The sequence below is a fragment of the Micromonospora sp. NPDC051543 genome (assembly GCF_044454415.1).
Lineage (GTDB): Bacteria > Actinomycetota > Actinomycetes > Mycobacteriales > Micromonosporaceae > Micromonospora.
In genome coordinates, this window is sequence record NZ_JBITDT010000026.1 from 23,112 (window position 1) to 39,135 (window position 16,024).

Below are 16,024 nucleotides of genomic sequence, written 5' to 3' on the forward strand. Positions count from 1 at the left end.
GGCCCCCCCGCCGGGGGGGGGGGGGGGGCCCGCGGGGGGGGGGGGGGGGGGGGGTTGGGGGGGGGGGGGGGGGGCCGCCCCCCCCCCCCCCCCGGGCCCCCCCCCACCACGTGTCAGCCGGTGGTCAGATAGAACTTCTCCCAGGCCCCGGCGGACGTCCGGTTGGCGATCAGAGACCCGGCCCCGGAGTTCTCCGCGCAGACGAACTGGTTGTTGATCGTGGCACGCAGACTGACCGTTCCGTCCGAGTTGTTGACGATCTGGAAGGTCTGCGCCGCCCCGATCGACGTGCCGGTGGCGACCAACGGTGCGGTAGTGCTCGTGGCCGATACGTAGAGCCCGTTGGAGCGCGACTTCAGGGCGATGTTGCCGTTGCCGGCGTCCACCCGGTCGAACTGCTCGGTGCTGCCGACGCTGGCCTTGTTGGCGATCAGCGCGGTGGTGCCGACCGCCGACACGTACTGGTTGTTGATCTGCGCCCGCAGCGTGGTCACCGGCGTGCTGCCACCGGTGCCGGTGGTGAAGGTGAACGCGTCCACGTCGAACAGGTAGCCCGACCCGCCCTTGAACACCAGGTACAGCGTGGTCGACGCGCTGGGCGGGTTGCTGATCGTGCCGGACACCTCGGTGAAGGTCTCCCAGTTGCCGGTCACCGGCACCGTGACGGTGCCCAGCAGGGTGCCGGTGGCCGAGCCGGCCCGCACCTCGATCGTGCCGCCGGCCCCGGCCGACGACGCGCGCACGGTGATGCGGTTCGCGCCGGTCAGGTTGTACGGCTGGTACGAGATCCAGTCGTTGTTCTCGATGAACCCGGCCGTACGGCCACCCTCGGCGCTGGTGTGGTCGGTGGCCTGCACACCCGACTGGCCGCCGAAGTGCTCACCCTGGCGGTGCTTCGGTTGCAGCGTCCGGATGCTGTGCGTGGTGAGCCCACCGTTGTCGGTGTAGGCGGCGTCGAAGACCCCGTAGATGTTCGCCGCGGAGTCGTGCTCCCCGTCGGTCGGCACGGTGATCGAGCCGCTGCACCCGTTCTTCGAGGTGATCTGGTGGGCGTGACTGTCGTGGCCCAGCGCGTACGTCAGGCTCACCTTGGAACAGTCGATCGTGCCGTCCTGCGGGTCGCTCACGCTGATCTGGTACGAGATGGTGTCACCGAAGTTGAACAGCTGCCCGTCGGCGGGCGAGGTGAGCGTCACCGTCGGCGCGGTGTTGCCCACGGTGATGACCAGGCTCGCCGTACCGGTCAGCCCGGTCGGGTCGGTGACCTTCAGCGTGGGGGAGTACGTGCCGTTGGTGGTGTACGTCTTGGTGGGGTTCGCCGCCGTCGACGTGGTGCCGTCACCGAAGGTCCACAGGTAGCTCAGCGCCCCACCCTCGGGGTCGGAGCTGCCCGCCGAGGAGAAGTTCACCGTCAACGGGTTGGCGCCGGACGTCGGGTTCGCCGAGGCGACCGCGATGGGGTTGCGGTTGCCGCTGCCGATGTACTCGATCCGGAACAGCGCCTGGTTGTTCGAGCCAGTGCCGTAGTCCAGCACGTACAGCGCGCCGTCCGGGCCGAAGGCCATGTCCATGACCTGGGTGCCGGACCACGGGAAGCTGGAGATCTCACCCCGGGAGCCGTCGGCGTTGATGGCGATGGGCTTGATCCAGCGGCGACCGTACTCACCGGCGAAGAACAGGCCGTTCAGCGACTGCGGGAACTTGACGCTGGAGTTGAGCGAGGCGTCGTACCGGTACACCGGTCCGGCCATCGGCGACTCGGAGCCGCTGCCGAACTCCGACGGTGAGCCGGAGTCGCCCGCGTACTTGATCCAGGCCGGCTTGGCCGCGGGCAGGGTCTGCAGGCCCGTGTTGCGGAACGAGTTGTTGGTCGGCCCGCCCGTGCAGTTGTACTTCGACTGCGACGGTCCGGACGGGAACGTGTATTCGTTGTATGTTTCCGTGCTCGTGTTGCTGCCGGTGCAGTACGGCCAGCCGTAGTTGCCGGGCGCCGTGATCCGGTTGAACTCGACCTGACCCGACGGGCCCCGGCTGGAGTTCGTGCTCCCGGAGTCCGGGCCGTAGTCGCCGACGTAGACGACGCCGGTCGCCTTGTCGACGCTCATCCGGAAGGGGTTGCGCATACCCATCGCGTAGATCTCGGGACGGGTGTTGGCCGTCCCGGGCGCGAACAGGTTGCCCGACGGGATGGTGTACGTCCCGTCCGCCTGCGGCTTGATCCGCAGCACCTTGCCCCGCAGGTCGTTGGTGTTGCCCGCCGAGCGCTGGGCGTCGAACTGCGGGTTGCGGTCGGTCCGCTCGTCCAGCGGCGCGTAGCCCGACGACTCGAACGGGTTGGTGTCGTCGCCGGTGGTCAGGTACAGGTTGCCGGCGGCGTCGAAGTCCAGGTCACCGCCGACGTGGCAGCACTGCCCACGGTCGTTGGCGACCTGGAGCACGATCTTCTCGCTGCTCAGGTTGAGCGTGTCGTCGCTGTTGAGGGTGAAGCGGGACAGCCGTAGGTGCCCCTTCCACCGGTCCCAGTCGGACTGTGAGCCGCTGGTGGGCGCGTCCCCGGACGGGGTGCTCAGCGTGGGCGAGTAGTACAGGTAGATCCACCGGTTGGTGGCGAAGCCGGGGTCGACGGCGACGCCCTGCAACCCCTCCTCGTCGTGCGTGTAGACGGACAGGGTGCCGGAAACCTTGGTGTTGCCGGCCACGTCGGTCACCCGCAGGACGCCGTTGCGGGCGGTGTGCAGCACCGAGCGGTTGGGCAGGACGGCCAGGGACATGGCCTCGCCCAGCTCGGCGGAGCCGGTGGCGAGTTTGATCTGTTGGTAGTCACTGGCGGGAATCACCACCGCCTGCGCGGCGGGGGAGTTTGCGGCCACGGCCAGGGTCACACTCGCGACGGTGGTGACCGCCGCGACGAGTGCCCGTGACCAGCGCCGGGATTTCGAAAGCATGATCGTCCTTCCTCGACGACCAGGGTCGGGGCGTGCTGGGGCGCACCACGACCAGGTGTGGGTGGCGGGGTGTGGGTCGTGGCGCGGTCAGTTGGTGGTGACGAGGTCGAACTTCTCCCACTGCCCGATGGAGGTCCGGTTGGCGATCAGCGGGGAGGAGCCTCCGTTGTCGGCGGCCACGTACCGGCTGTTCACCGTGGCCCGCAGGCTCACCGTGCCGTCGGAGTTACGGATCAGCTGGAACGTCTCCCACGCGCCGGCGCTGGCCCGGTTGGCGATCAGCGCGTTGGCCCCGGCGTTCTCGGCCGCGACGAACTGCCCGTTGCTCTTGGCCTTCAGCGCGACGTTGCCGTTGGCGAGGTTGACCAGTTCGAACCGCTCACTGGTGCCGACGGACGTCTTGTTGGCGATCAGCGGGGTGCTGGCGTTGGCCGCGCTGACGTACTGGTTGTTGGCGCGGGCCCGCAGGGTCGAACCGGCGACGGCGGGCGGCGGGGTGGTCGGCGGGGCCGTCGTCGGCGGAGCGGTGGTCGGCGGCGGGGTGGTCGGGGGAGCGGTGGTCGGCGGAGCCGTGGTCGGCGGCGGGGTGGTCGGGTTCGTCCCCGGCGAGCAGTTGGCGCTCACCGAACCAGCGGCGACCTGCAGGCCACCGAGCAGCATCCGGGTGAAGTTCGGGTCGGTGTACGACGCCTCGGTGTGCCCGAGACCCGTGTACCAGGCCCGTCCGCCGCCGTACGCCTTGCACCAGGTGATCGGGTGGTCGCCGTTCATGTTGCCGCCGCTGTAGGACGACTCGTCGAGGCTGGCGAGGACCCGTGCGCTGGACCGGGGGTTGGTGCGGTAGTTGTACCACTCGTCGGAGCGGACCCAGGTGGCGCCGAGGTGCGCGGTCGAGGGGTTGCTCCGGTCCTCGATCTTCACGGTCGCGGTCTGGATCGCCGGGTGCGAGTCGAACCACGCCCCGACCAACTGCCCGTACCACGGCCAGCTGTACTCGGTGTCCGCGGCGGCGTGCACGCCGACGTATCCGCCGCCAGCGGCGATGTACTGCTCGAAGGCCGTCTGCTGGCTGGAGTTGAGCACATCGCCGGTCGTCGACATGAAGACCACCGCCTGGTACTGGGCCAGGTTGGAGGTGGTGAACTGGCTGGCGTCCTCGGTGGCGGTCACGCTGAAGCCGTTGGCAGCGCCGAGCTGCTGGATGGCCGCGATGCCGTTGGGGATGGACGAGTGCCGGAAGCCGGCGGTCTTGCTGAACACCAGGACCTTGGTCAGCGGCGCGGCCGAGGCGGTGGTCGGCAGCGCGACCAGGCCGGCCATCAACACGGCCAAGCCGGTGACGAGTGCCAACAGGCGGGGACGGGAACGCATGGTGATGCTCCTTAGCTGAGCGTCGACCCCGCACGACGCGCGTGGGCGCGTCAGGGGCCATGGTGGCGGTGATGCGGAAGCCGGGCCGCCGATGCTCGGCTGAGGTGATGTGGAGCGGTGGTGATGTGGAGCGGTGGTGATGGTGCCGTGTTGCGGTACCCGAGCCAGCCGAGGACTCCGACCGGCCAGTGTGGACGGACGGATGGTATCGACTGGTGTCGTTGAGGCAGTAAACCTCCGATGTCTGCGCCCGTCAACCCCACCGGCTGTCGCCTGGGATGCGGGTCAGCGACCGAGGACCAGGTAGGCGAGGCCGAACACGTCGCGGTAGCCGCCCACGTACTCGCGCAGCCGGTCGTCGAGCTCGGTGCGGACCTCTGCCGCGCGGGGATCCTCGGGATAGGTCAACAGCCACTCCTGTCGGCCCGCGAGCCAGCTGGACTCGAAGTCGTCCCACTCCCGCTGGTCGGCGGTACTCAGGTGCAGCAGCCGCCAGCCCCGCTCACGGGCGGCCTCGACGAGACCCGCGAGGTCGGTGACGTCCGCACCGAAGATCTCCGTGACCTCCGCGCTGGGGTCACGCTGCCAGTACCCCTCGCCGAACAGCAGCCGCCCGCCGGGGCGGACCACCGAGGCGAGGGCGTCGAGGGCCGCTCCGGTGCCCCCGAAGGCGTGCGCCGAGCCGATGCACAGCACCCGGTCGGCCGGCTCCTGCCAGGCGGCGGCCTCGCCCTCCACGAAGGCGACGTGCCGGTTCAGCGATCTCTCGGTGGCGAGCCTGCGGCCCCGGGCGAGGACCGCCTCGTCGGTGTCGACGCCCACGCCCCGCGTCGCGACCGGGCCGGCCACGCCGCCGGCGGCGACAGCGCGTAGCAGCAGCTCACCCCACCCGCAGCCCAGGTCCAGGACACGCGCGCCGGGGCGTACGTCGAGGCGCCGCAGCAGCAGGGCCGCGTGCTCCTCCGACAGGGGCGTGTTCCAGCGCATCCGCGCGTAACGGCTGGCGGCGAGGTGGTCGGTGGATTGCATCGGTTCAGGGTGCCAAAGCATGACCATCGGCGCGCACCGGGTCCGGTGCGTCGGCGTCACCGGCAAGCGGGGACGGGCGTCGGCGCGTACGGCAGGATCGGTGCCATGGACGCGGACGTGTCACCGCCGTGGCGGCCGCCGACCCGCCACGAGGTCGCGGCGGCGGCCGGTCGCGGCCTGGTGGACGTCATCGGCCCTGGCCTGCGGGTGCTGTTCTGTGGGTTCAACCCGGGGCTCTACTCGGCGGCGGTGGGGGAGCACTTCGCCCGGCGGGGCAGCCGCTTCTGGCCGGCCCTGCACGGCGCGGGCTTCACCGACCGGGAACTGCGCCCGTGGGAGCGCGCCGAGCTGCTCCGGCAGGGACTGGGCATCACCAGCCTCAGCAACCGGGCCACGGCCCGGGCCGACGAGCTGACCGCCGCCGAACTGGTCGCCGGGGTGACCCGGCTGGCGGTCAAGGTCGAGCGGCACCGGCCGCGGTGGGTGGCGGTGCTCGGGGTTACCGCGTACCGGATCGCGTTCGTGCGGCCGAAGGCCGCGCTGGGCCCGCAGCCGGATCCGATGGGCCCGGCCCGGGTCTGGGTGCTGCCCAACCCCAGCGGCCTGAACGCCCACTTTCCGCTGCCGGCGCTGACCGCCGAGTTCGCCCGACTGCGGCGGGAGGTCGACCCTCAGACCCCCTCGGCCAGCGCCTCGTAGTAGGACCGCATGGCCGGGCGGTACTCGTCGAACTCCGGTCGGGACGTGCCGTCCCGGGACGCGACCAGCATGTCGAGGTAGTACTCCCAGCCGGCGCCCACCTCGGCGACGCCGTCGAGGCTGCTGAGTCGCTGGGTGAAGCGCAGCTCGGTCACGCCGTCGGTCTCGGTCAGCGCGAACCCCAGTGACCAGTCGCCGTGATCGTCGACCATCGACACCGCCAGGCGGCGCGGTGGCTCGCACTCCTCGACGCGTACGTCGCACCAGGGCTGCTGCTCCTCGTACGCCATCTGGACGCGGATGGTGCTGCCGGGCCGGGCGTCGCCCTCCCACGGGCCGAACCAGCGGGCCGTGCGCTCCGGGTCCGTCAGGCTCGCCCACACGTCCGCCGCCGGGGCGCGGAAGGTGCGGGTGAGGACGAGGTCGTGGCCGGTGGCGGTGCGGAACAGGCGGCCAGCGGGGGTACGGGTCATGCGGTGTGCTCCGTTCGATGGGCGTCCGGGCCGCGGGTGCGGCGTTCCCGGCGGGTTCGATAGACCTCGGTCTCCAGGGCGTCGAGGCGCCGCTCCCACTTCTCCGGCGTGACGAGCCCGCCGAGCCAGTCGACGAGCGGGGCGAGCGGGGCGGGATCGAGGCGGTAGATCCTGGTGCGGCCGACCAGCTCGTCGCGGACCAGCCCGCTCTCGCGGAGCACCCGCAGATGGCGGCTGACGGCGGGGCGGCTGATGGCGAAGCGCTGGGCGATCTCGCCAGCGGCCAGCGGCGCGTCGCGCAGCATGCTCAGGATGCGCCGCCGTACCGGGTCCGCGATCGCCGCGGCCACCTCGTCCACGTCGGAAAGCGTAACCCATGGGTTACAAATTATGCGACGCGCTGCGTCGATGGTGGGCACATGATCACGTGACCTGGCACTCTTGACGCATGCCAGCCCAGCTTCGATCCCGCCTGCTCGATTGGACCGTCGCCGTACCCGTGCTCGCGGTGCTGGTGTTGCTCGTGACGTGGGGGCGAGATCTCCCCGGCCCGGTCGTCGTGGTGGTCGCCGCGCTGCTGGGCGGCGCGGTGCTCGCGGCCGTGCACCACGCCGAGGTGGTGGCGCACCGGGTGGGGGAGCCGTACGGCTCGCTGGTGCTCGCCGTCGCGGTCACCGTCATCGAGGTGGCCCTCATCGTCACCCTGATGATCAGCGGCCCGGAGAAGACCCAGTCGCTCGCCCGCGACACCGTCTTCGCCGCCGTCATGATCACGTGTAACGGCATCCTGGGCCTGTCCCTGCTGCTCGGGGCGCTGCGCCGGCGGGTGGCCGTGTTCAACCCCGAGGGCACCGGCGGCGCCCTGGCGACCGTGATCACCCTGGCCACGCTGAGCCTGGTCATCCCGACCTTCACCACGGCCCGCCCCGGCCCGGAGTTCAGCCCGGCCCAGCTCACCTTCGCCGCCGTCGCCTCGCTCGCGTTGTACGGGCTGTTCGTGCTGGTGCAGACCGGTCGGCACCGCGACTACTTCCTGCCGGTCGACACCGAGGGCCGCGTCATCGACGCGGAGGAGCACGCCAGGCCGCCCACCACCCGCGCCGCGCTGGTCAGCCTCGCGCTGCTGCTGGTGGCGCTGGTCGCGGTGGTCGGCGACGCCAAGACCGTCTCACCGACCATCGAGGCCGGCGTGGCGGCCGCCAACCTGCCACACGCGTTCGTCGGCGTGATCATCGCCCTGCTGGTGCTGCTCCCGGAGACCCTCGCCGCCGCCCGCGCCGCCCGCCGCGACCGTGTACAGATCAGCCTCAACCTCGCCCTCGGCTCCGCGATGGCCAGCATCGGTCTGACCATTCCGGTCATCGCCATCGCCTCGATCTGGCTGGACGGCCCGCTGCTGCTCGGCCTCGGCGGCACCCAGCTCGCGCTGCTGGCCCTCACCGCGGTGACGGCGGTGCTGACCGTCGTACCGGGGCGGGCCAACGTGTTGCAGGGCGGCGTCCACCTCGTGTTGCTGGCCGCGTTCGTCTTCCTGGCCGCCAGTCCGTGACAGCGCGGCCCGTTCGGCCGGACGCTGCGGGCTCGGCCGGTGGAGCGCTCGGCCCGGCCGACGCCCGGCCGGACCGCTCGCTCAGCCGGCGGCTGCCGGGTCGTCGACCAGCCGGTCCGCGCGGGCGTTGAGGTAGCGCTGCTGCGCCAGGTTCGTCGAGCGCGCGGCCGCCATCCGGTACGCCTCGCGCGCCGCGGCCCGCTCACCGATCAGTTCCCACAGGTGGGCGCGGGCGGCCGGCAGCCGCGGATCGTCGGCCAACCGGGCGTCCCCGTCCAGATCCGCGAGCAGCGCCAGGCCGGCCCGCGCCCCCCGGCTCATCGCCACCGCGACGGCGTGGTTGAGGGCCACCACCGGGTTGTCGGACAGGCCGAGCAGCACCTCGTAGAGGGCGGTGATCTGTGCCCAGTCGGTGGCCGCCGCGCTCGGCGCCTCGTCGTGCACGGCCGCGATGGCCGCCTGGAGCTGGTACGGCCCGACAGGCCCGCGCGGCAGCGCCTCGCTGACCAACGCGACGCCCTCGGCGATCTGGTCGGCCCGCCACCGGGCGCGGTCCTGCTCGGCCATCGGCACCAACTCGCCGTGTGGGCCGATCCGCGCCGGCGCGCGGGCGTCGGTGAGCAACATCAACGCGAGCAGTCCCCTGACCTCGGAGTCATCGGGCAGCAGCCGGCGCACCAACCGCGTCAACCGGATCGCCTCGGCGGTCAGGTCCGCGCGCAGCAGCCCCGGCCCGGCGGTACGCGCGTACCCCTCGGTGAACACCAGGTAGAGCACGTGCAGTACCGCGGCGACCCGATCGGCGCGCTCCGCCGCCGTCGGTGGCGCGAACCGGAGGCCGCTGTCGCGGATCCGCTGCTTTCCCCGGCTGATCCGCCGGGTCATGGTCGCCTCCGGCACCAGGAACGCGCGGGCCACCTCCGCGGTGCTCAACCCGCCGACCGCGCGCAGCGTCAGCGCGATCTGCGACGCCGGGGTGAGCGCCGGATGGCAACACAGGAACAACAGGATGAGCGTGTCGTCGGCGTCCTGGAGTCGGTCGGCGGCCGGCGCGAGCCACTGCTCCGGCAGCATCCACCGCGCCGCCTTCTCCTCCCGCCGCGCCCGCGCCTGGTCGCGCCGGAGCAAATCGGTGAGCCGCCGGGACGCGACGGTGATCAACCAGGCGCGGGGACTGTCCGGTACGCCATCGCGCGGCCAGGTGTCCGCCGCCGCGATCAGCGACTCCTGCACCGCGTCCTCGGCCGTGTCGAAGTGCCCGAAGCGACGGACGAGCGCGCCGAGGACCTGCGGCGCCAACTCGCGCAGCAGGTCCTCGGCGGGTGTCTCGGGCACTGTGCTCAGCCGGCCAGGTCCTCGACGCCGTCCAGCACCGGCCGCACGTCCACGTACGCCCCCGGGGTGTCCGGGTCGACCAGACCGGCGGCGATCTCGGTGGCCCGGTCGAAGCTGACGCACTCCACGACCGTGTAGCCCGCCAGGACCTCCTGCGTCTCCGCGTACGGACCGTCGGTGACCACGGGCGCCCCGCCCTGCACCCGCACACGACGGGCGTGCACGGGCTCGCTCAGGCCCCGCGCGTCGACGAGCTCCCCGGACTCGGCGAGCGCCTGGTGGAACTTCTCCATGTGCTGGTGCATGGCTGCCACCTGCTCGGCCGACATGGCCGGCCGGTCCGAGGGCCGGCCCGTCAACGCGTCGTAGTCCCGCTGCGACCCGTAAAGCATGATCATGTATTTCATGGTGGCCTTCCTGTTCCCGGTGCCGCCCCGGCACCGCTCACCAGAAACGTCGAACCCAACCCCCCACCCCGGACACCCCGCCCCCCTCGCCTCCCACCCCCACCCCCGCCCCGCCCCCCACCCTCGCCCTGTTGACCATGAAGTTATTGCCATCGAAGTCGGCGTGTCGGCGCAATAACTTCATGATCAACGGCAGTGGGCGGGTGGGGTGGGGTGGGGGTTATTGGCCGTAGGAGAGGCGGAGGCGGTTGTTGATCAGGTAGTTGAGGCGGTGGCGGAGGTAGCCGAGGGTGCTCTCGCTGGGCAGGTCCGGGTCGGGGGTGCTCAGGGTCCAGCGCACCGCGCAGTCACCGCCGGGGAGCCCGGGCGAGATGTCGAAACGGATCTCGTCCTGTGGCCGGTGCGGCCACAGCGACGACCACACCAGCAGCACCGGCGCATACCCCGCCACCACCCGTGGCGACACCTCGTCGTCGCGCAGTTCCAGCCAGGGCCGGCTTGCGGACTCGTACGGGTCCCGCAGCGACCGCCACACGACATGCGCCGGAGCCGGCTGGCTTCGTCGACGGCTGCCCAGTACGTGCACGTCGCCCTCCCGACCGGACGGCCACCTCCGCCCCGCCCCATTGTGGCCGCCCGACCCCCCACCAGGCGAACCGTCCCCACCCCCACCCCCCACCCCGAACCCGTCGATCAAGAGGTTCGCGTCACGACACGCCGGACGGGCTGACGCAAACTTCTTGATCACCGGGGCCGAGCGGGAGTCCGGGGCCGAGCGGGAGTCCGGGGGCCGAGCGGGAGTCCGGGGGCCGAGCGGGAGTCCGGGGCCGAGCGGGAGTCGGGGGCGGGAGGGGGTCCGGGAGCGGGAGGGGGGCGGCGGAGGGGGAAAGGGGTTCTGTGCGGGGCGTGAACCGTCTGGGTCGGTTGTGCGTGAATCCGGTGGCGGGCGTGGTGGTCGTACCGTCGGGGTATGGCGTGGTGCGGGCGCCGAGGTCTGGGGAGGCACAGTGGGGGCATGGTCGGGACGCGTCGCGCGCGGACCTCTCGTCGGCCTGGTGGTCGTCGCGCTGGTGTCGCTCGCCTGCGCGGGCGGTGGACTGGCCGAACCGGAGGGCGAACGTCCAGGGGCGAACCCGTCGGCCGCCTCGCCGGAGCCGGACACCACCCGCGCCGACAGCACCACGAGCGTGGCCGAGTTCAAACAGGACGTCGCCGACGCGCAGGCGATCGCGGAGCGCTACTGGGCGGCCCAGTTCAAGGCGTCCGGGCAGCGCTTCACGCCCATCCGGCGGGTCACCCCGTACCAGCGGGCCGGTGAGGTCTCCTGCGGCGGTCAGCCACTGCCGCGCAACAACGCGGTCTACTGCTCGCAGGGCGACTTCATCGCGTACGACGTCGCCTGGTCGGTGGCGGCGTTCCGCGAGGTCGGTGACGCGTTCGTGTTCTACCTGCTCGGTCACGAGTACGCCCACGGCATCCAGGTGCGCCTGGGCATCAACTACAGCTTCACCATCCAGCAGGAGTTGCAGGCCGACTGCATGGCCGGGGCGTACCTCGGCGACTCGGTGCGCGCCGGCGACCTGAAACTCGCCGAGGGCGACCTGGACGAGTTTCGCGAGGGCGTGGCTGCGGTCGGCGACGACCCGGACCAGCCGTGGTTCGCCGAGGGCGCGCATGGCACCGCCGAACAGCGCACCGACACGTTCTTCCGTGGCTACGAACGCTCGCTGAAGGAGTGCGACCTGAGCTGAGCGGGGTTGCCCCGGTCACCCTCGGAGCCGTTGCCGCCACCGGCGGCGGACCCGGCTGGCAGGATCGCCGGTGTCGGTCACGACCCCTGGAGGATCCGCTGAGCAGCCAACACCCCGCCGCCGTGCTCTTCGACATGGACGGCACGCTGGTCGACAGCGAGAAGCTGTGGGACGTCGCGTTGCAGGAACTGGCCCGCGAGTACGGCGGGGAGCTGTCCGCCGACGCCCGCCGGTCGATCATCGGCACCGCCATGGCCGAGTCGATGCGCATCCTGCACGACGACCTTGGCCAACCCGAGCGCGATCCGGAGATCAGCGCGGCGTGGATCAACGCCCGGATCCTGGAGCTGTTCCGCGCCGGTCTGCCCTGGCGGCCGGGCGCGTTCGAGCTGCTGCACGCGGTCCGCGTGGCGGGAGTCCCCACCGCCCTGGTCACCTCCAGTCCTCGGGCGCTGGTCGAGATCGCCCTGGACACCCTCGGGCGGGACAGCTTCGACGTGGTGGTCGCCGGTGACGAGGTGGTCGCGGCCAAGCCGCACCCCGAGCCGTACCTGACCGCCGCACGGCTGTTGGGTGCGCCGATCGAGCGGTGTGTGGCGATCGAGGACTCACCGACCGGGGTCGCCAGCGCGCTCGCCTCCGGCGCGGCCGTGCTGGCCGTACCGGCCGAAGTGCCGTTGCCGCCCATCGAGGCCGTACACCAGGTGCGAAGCCTGGTGGGCGTGGACCTGGCGGCGCTGGCGGCGCTGCTGACCGACCGCGCCGCGGCCTGACAGAAAGCCGCGGCCGGAAAGAACGAGGGGGCCCCGCGCTGCGGGACCCCCTCGTTGTCGTACCTGGCGTCAGTCGTGGGCGATCGCGCCCAGGACGTTGATCCGGGCCGCCCGCACGGCGGGAAGCACCGCGGCCACCACCCCGATGACCGCGGCGAGACCGAGGAAGACGACCATCTGCCCCCAGGGGAGGTTCAGGTCGGTGATGCCCTCGTCCTTGAGCGCCTCGACCACCGCGGCGCCGAGGCCGGTGCCGACCGCCACGCCCAGCAGCGCGCCGAACACGGAGATCACCACCGCCTCCACGGTGATCATGCCCATCGTCTGGCCGCGCCGCAGGCCGATCGCCCGCAGCAGACCCAGCTCCCGGGTCCGTTCCAGCACCGACAGCGCCAGGGTGTTGATGATGCCGAGCCCGGCGATGATGATGGCCAGCGCCAACAGGATCTTGATCATCGTGAGTAGCCCGTCGAGCGAACTCGTCTGCTGCTTGATGAACGCGTCCCGGTCGGCCACCGACACCTCGGGGCTGTCCGCGAGCAGCGTCTCCACCCGCGGTTGCACGTCGGCCACCTTGGCCCCCGGCGCGAGCTGGATGAAGCCCTGGATGGGCTGCGGGATCGCGAAGTCCTTCGCCGCCGTCGCCGGCAACGTCACCGGGTTGGTCAGCTGCGACGACTCGTAGATGCCGCTGATCGTGTACGTGCGGGCCTCGCCCCGGGTCAGCTGCACGCTCACGGTCGAGCCGACCGACCAGCCGCGGGACTTGGCGGTGTCGGAGCTGGCCAGCATCTGCGTCGGCGAGAGCCGGTCGATGTCACCGGCGGCGGCCTTCGCGCCGAAGATCTGCCGCAGTGACGCGATGTCGCTACTCGCCGCCACCCACGTGCTCTCGCCGTCGATGCGCCCCATGTCGCCGTACTCGCCGTCGACCATCCGCACGCCGGGCAGCGCCTTCACCTGGTCCAGCACGCTCGGGTCGAAGCTCGGCGGACGCGGGCCGCCCTGCTGACCGGCGATCACCAGCTCGGCCTTGATGGTGTCCTGGGCGAGCGCGCTGATGCTGCTCTTGGCCGAGTCCAGGATCACGGTGATGCCGGTGACCAGCGCGATGCCGACCATCAGCGCGGCGGCCGTGATGGCGGTACGGCGCGGGTTGCGCCCGGAGTTGAGCCGGCCCAACTTGCCCGGCACCGACCAGGAGAAGATCGCACCGAGCAGGTTCACCACCGGCCGGCTGATCAGTGGAGTCAGCAGCGCCACCCCGATGAAGGCGAACAGCACGCCGCCGAGGATGGTGGCGAGCGTCTGGCCGCCCGCGTTGCCGCTGAGCCCCAGGAACAGCAGCACCGCGCCGATGCCGGTGACCACCGACCCGGCCACGGTGATCTTGGTCAACGACCGGTCCGGCGTGGCCACGTCCTGCATGGCGGCGATCGGCGGGATCCGGGATGCCCGCAGCGCCGGCAGCAGTGCCGCCACCACGGTGATCACCAGGCCGACGCCGAACGACCCGATCACGGCCGCCGCCGGCACGCCGATCCCGGCCAGGGTCAGCCCACCGGCCAGCTTGCCGAACAGGAACGCCAGCAGCGCGCCCACCCCGATGCCGGCGGCGAGACCGAGCACCGACGCGAGCAGACCGACCGCGACGGCCTCCAGCACCACCGAGCCGATGATCTGGCGGCTGCTCGCCCCGATGGCGCGCATCAGCGCCAACTCCCGGGTGCGCTGCGCCACGATGATCGAGAAGGTGTTGAGGATCAGGAACGTGGCGACCAGCAGCGCCACCGCGGCGAAGCCCAGCAGGATCTTGTTGAAGAACGACAGGCCCTCCTTCAGGCTCGCCGCGGCGTCCTCGGCCAGTTGCTCACCGGTCTTCACGTCGAAGTCCGCACCCAGGGTGCGGGCCATGTCGTCGCGCAGCTTCTCGTCGGAGACGCCGCCGGCGGCGCGGACGGTGACGCTGCTGAAGGTGTCCGGTGCGCCGAGCATCAGCCGCTGCGCCACCGGGGTGGTGAAGAAGACCTCGTTGACCCCGCCGATCGAGTCCCGGTCACCGCTGTAACCGGCGATGCCGACGAGGGTGAAGTCCCGCTTCTTCGACTCGAACGCGGTCAGCACGCCGACCTTCTCGCCGACGCGCACCTTCGCGGTCGTGGCCAGCGACTTGTTGATCACGATCTCGTCGTCGGCCTGCGGCGCGCGGCCCTCGCGCAGTTGCAGCAGGTCGCTCTCGCCGACCCAGTTCTCACCGAGTTGCGGCGGACCGAACGACGTGACGACCTTGCCGTTGCTGCCGATCACCCGTGCGCCGTCGGCGTTGACGACACCGGTCGCGGAGGCCACCCCCGGCACCTGCTTGACCCGGTCGACCACGGCGGCCGGCAGCGGAGCGGAGGTCTGCTCGCCCTCCAACTCGCTGACCTCGATCTTCGGCTTCGCCGCGACGTTCACGTCGATCTCGGAGAAGCCGTCGGCGAACACCGAGTCGAAGGAGCGACCCAGCGTGTCGGTCAGCACGAACGCGCCCGAGACGAACATGACCCCGAGCACCACCGCCAGAGCGGACAGGATCAGCCGGACCTTGCGGGCCAGCAGACTCTTGAGTGTCGCCCGGAACATCAGTTGCCCACCTCGGCCGGAGTGTCCAGCTTCTTCATGGTGTCCAGGACCGTGTCGGCGGTCGGCTCGATCAGCTCCGACACGATCTGACCGTCGGCCAGGAAGACCACCCGGTCGGCGTACGCCGCCGCGGTCGGGTCGTGGGTGACCATCACGATGGTCTGACCGTGCTCGCGCACCGAGTTGCGCAGGAAGCCGAGCACCTCCGCGCCGGAGCGCGAGTCAAGGTTTCCGGTCGGCTCGTCCGCGAAGATCACCTCAGGACGGGCGACAAGCGCCCGCGCGCACGCCACCCGCTGCTGCTGACCGCCGGAGAGCTGTGCCGGCCGGTGGTCCAGCCGGTCCTGCAGGCCCACCGTCCTGATCACCGTGTCGTACCAGGCCGGGTCGGGCTTGCGCCCGGCGATCGACATCGGCAGCAGGATGTTCTCCTTCGCGGTGAGCGTCGGCAGCAGGTTGAACTGCTGGAAGATGAAGCCCACCTTCTCCCGGCGCAGCTTCGTCAGCCCCGAGTCGCCCAGCCCGGTGACCGTCGTCTCACCGATCGACACCGTCCCCCGGGTCACCGAGTCCAGACCGGCGAGGCAGTGCATCAACGTGGACTTACCGGAACCCGACGGCCCCATGATCGCGGTGAAGCGGCCACGTTCGAACTCCGCGCTGACCCCCCGCAGCGCGATGACCTGGGCCTCGCCGCTGCCGTACACCTTCCACACGTCGTTCGCCCGGGCCGCGGCCTGCGCCTGCCGGCCTACCGTCGCGGTCACGTCATCTACCTCTTCCGTCTGTCCGAATCCCACGCCGCCCCCCGATGGTCCGGCGCGACCGTTCAATCATCGGCGCCGCGAGCGCCCGTCCCGTCCGCCCCTGGGGGGACGCGCAGCGGATTTCCCGCTGCGGGTGCACCCCCATGCCGCATCAGGGTTGCCCCTGACCCGACGGCCGATCGACCGGTTTTGCACACTTCCCCCGCACGTCACAGGAGGGTCAACCGCGCGACGCCGCCTCCGGTCACGGTAGGTGACGACGGCAACCCAGGCCGTCCCTCCACGGGGGGATCTTCGGGT

14 protein-coding genes are annotated in these 16,024 nt (G+C 71.4%); 4 read left to right on the forward strand and 10 right to left on the reverse strand.

The features are described 5' to 3' along the window. Positions 1 to 113: 113 nt before the first annotated feature. From ACIA3K_RS30415 to ACIA3K_RS30425, 3 genes are all read right to left on the reverse strand, one after another. Positions 114 to 2,945, reverse strand: a complete 2,832-nt coding sequence (locus tag ACIA3K_RS30415; RefSeq protein ID WP_396805120.1) for a PQQ-dependent sugar dehydrogenase — start codon at positions 2,943 to 2,945, stop codon at positions 114 to 116. Positions 2,946 to 3,032: 87 nt separating this feature from the next. Then, positions 3,033 to 4,316 carry a ThuA domain-containing protein gene (locus ACIA3K_RS30420; RefSeq protein ID WP_396805122.1) on the reverse strand — a complete coding sequence of 428 codons (1,284 nt, stop codon included), beginning with the start codon at positions 4,314 to 4,316 and terminating at the stop codon, positions 3,033 to 3,035. Positions 4,317 to 4,601: 285 nt separating this feature from the next. Next, positions 4,602 to 5,345 carry an SAM-dependent methyltransferase gene (locus ACIA3K_RS30425; protein WP_396805124.1) on the reverse strand — a complete coding sequence of 248 codons (744 nt, stop codon included), beginning with the start codon at positions 5,343 to 5,345 and terminating at the stop codon, positions 4,602 to 4,604. A 105-nt stretch (positions 5,346 to 5,450) separates the two neighbouring features. Between ACIA3K_RS30425 and mug the strand changes: the two genes are divergently transcribed. Beyond that, positions 5,451 to 6,044 (forward strand): G/U mismatch-specific DNA glycosylase, encoded by a 594-nt coding sequence (gene mug / locus ACIA3K_RS30430; RefSeq protein WP_396805126.1) that lies wholly within the window; start codon positions 5,451 to 5,453, stop codon positions 6,042 to 6,044. Here mug and ACIA3K_RS30435 read toward each other — a convergent pair. Both ACIA3K_RS30435 and ACIA3K_RS30440 read right to left on the reverse strand, forming a co-directional pair. After that, positions 6,017 to 6,517: an SRPBCC family protein gene (locus ACIA3K_RS30435; RefSeq protein WP_396805128.1), complete on the reverse strand. Its 501-nt coding sequence runs from the start codon at positions 6,515 to 6,517 to the stop codon at positions 6,017 to 6,019. The genes mug and ACIA3K_RS30435 overlap by 28 nt on opposite strands. After that, positions 6,514 to 6,876 (reverse strand): ArsR/SmtB family transcription factor, encoded by a 363-nt coding sequence (locus ACIA3K_RS30440; RefSeq protein WP_396805130.1) that lies wholly within the window; start codon positions 6,874 to 6,876, stop codon positions 6,514 to 6,516. Before ACIA3K_RS30440 ends, ACIA3K_RS30435 begins: the two co-directional genes overlap by 4 nt. Positions 6,877 to 6,965: 89 nt before the next feature. Between ACIA3K_RS30440 and ACIA3K_RS30445 the strand changes: the two genes are divergently transcribed. Next, a complete protein-coding gene (locus ACIA3K_RS30445) occupies positions 6,966 to 8,066 on the forward strand; it encodes a calcium:proton antiporter (RefSeq protein ID WP_396805132.1) in 1,101 nt (366 codons plus the stop codon). A gap of 81 nt (positions 8,067 to 8,147) precedes the next feature. Here the strand turns inward: ACIA3K_RS30445 and ACIA3K_RS30450 are convergent, their stop codons facing one another. From ACIA3K_RS30450 to ACIA3K_RS30460, 3 genes are all read right to left on the reverse strand, one after another. Next, the gene (locus tag ACIA3K_RS30450) at positions 8,148 to 9,401 is read right to left on the reverse strand and encodes an RNA polymerase sigma factor (protein ID WP_396805134.1); all 1,254 of its coding nucleotides are present in this window, start codon (positions 9,399 to 9,401) and stop codon (positions 8,148 to 8,150) included. Between the two features lie 5 nt (positions 9,402 to 9,406). Next, on the reverse strand, positions 9,407 to 9,799 hold the full coding sequence (locus ACIA3K_RS30455; protein WP_396805136.1) for a YciI family protein: 393 nt from the start codon (positions 9,797 to 9,799) through the stop codon (positions 9,407 to 9,409). Positions 9,800 to 10,028: 229 nt separating this feature from the next. Then, positions 10,029 to 10,394 carry a hypothetical protein gene (locus ACIA3K_RS30460; RefSeq protein WP_396805138.1) on the reverse strand — a complete coding sequence of 122 codons (366 nt, stop codon included), beginning with the start codon at positions 10,392 to 10,394 and terminating at the stop codon, positions 10,029 to 10,031. 421 nt (positions 10,395 to 10,815) lie between these two features. Between ACIA3K_RS30460 and ACIA3K_RS30465 the strand changes: the two genes are divergently transcribed. Both ACIA3K_RS30465 and ACIA3K_RS30470 read left to right on the forward strand, forming a co-directional pair. Further along, entirely contained in the window at positions 10,816 to 11,559 is a 744-nt protein-coding gene (locus ACIA3K_RS30465) for a neutral zinc metallopeptidase (protein ID WP_396805140.1), read from the forward strand. Positions 11,560 to 11,681: 122 nt separating this feature from the next. After that, positions 11,682 to 12,332, forward strand: coding sequence for an HAD family hydrolase (locus tag ACIA3K_RS30470; RefSeq protein WP_396805142.1), 651 nt, complete (start codon positions 11,682 to 11,684; stop codon positions 12,330 to 12,332). 69 nt (positions 12,333 to 12,401) lie between these two features. Here ACIA3K_RS30470 and ACIA3K_RS30475 read toward each other — a convergent pair whose 3' ends face one another. Then, positions 12,402 to 14,957, reverse strand: coding sequence for an ABC transporter permease (locus ACIA3K_RS30475; protein WP_396805144.1), 2,556 nt, complete (start codon positions 14,955 to 14,957; stop codon positions 12,402 to 12,404). After that, on the reverse strand, positions 14,957 to 15,724 hold the full coding sequence (locus ACIA3K_RS30480; RefSeq protein WP_396805146.1) for an ABC transporter ATP-binding protein: 768 nt from the start codon (positions 15,722 to 15,724) through the stop codon (positions 14,957 to 14,959). Before ACIA3K_RS30480 ends, ACIA3K_RS30475 begins: the two co-directional genes overlap by 1 nt. Positions 15,725 to 16,024 lie beyond the last annotated feature (300 nt).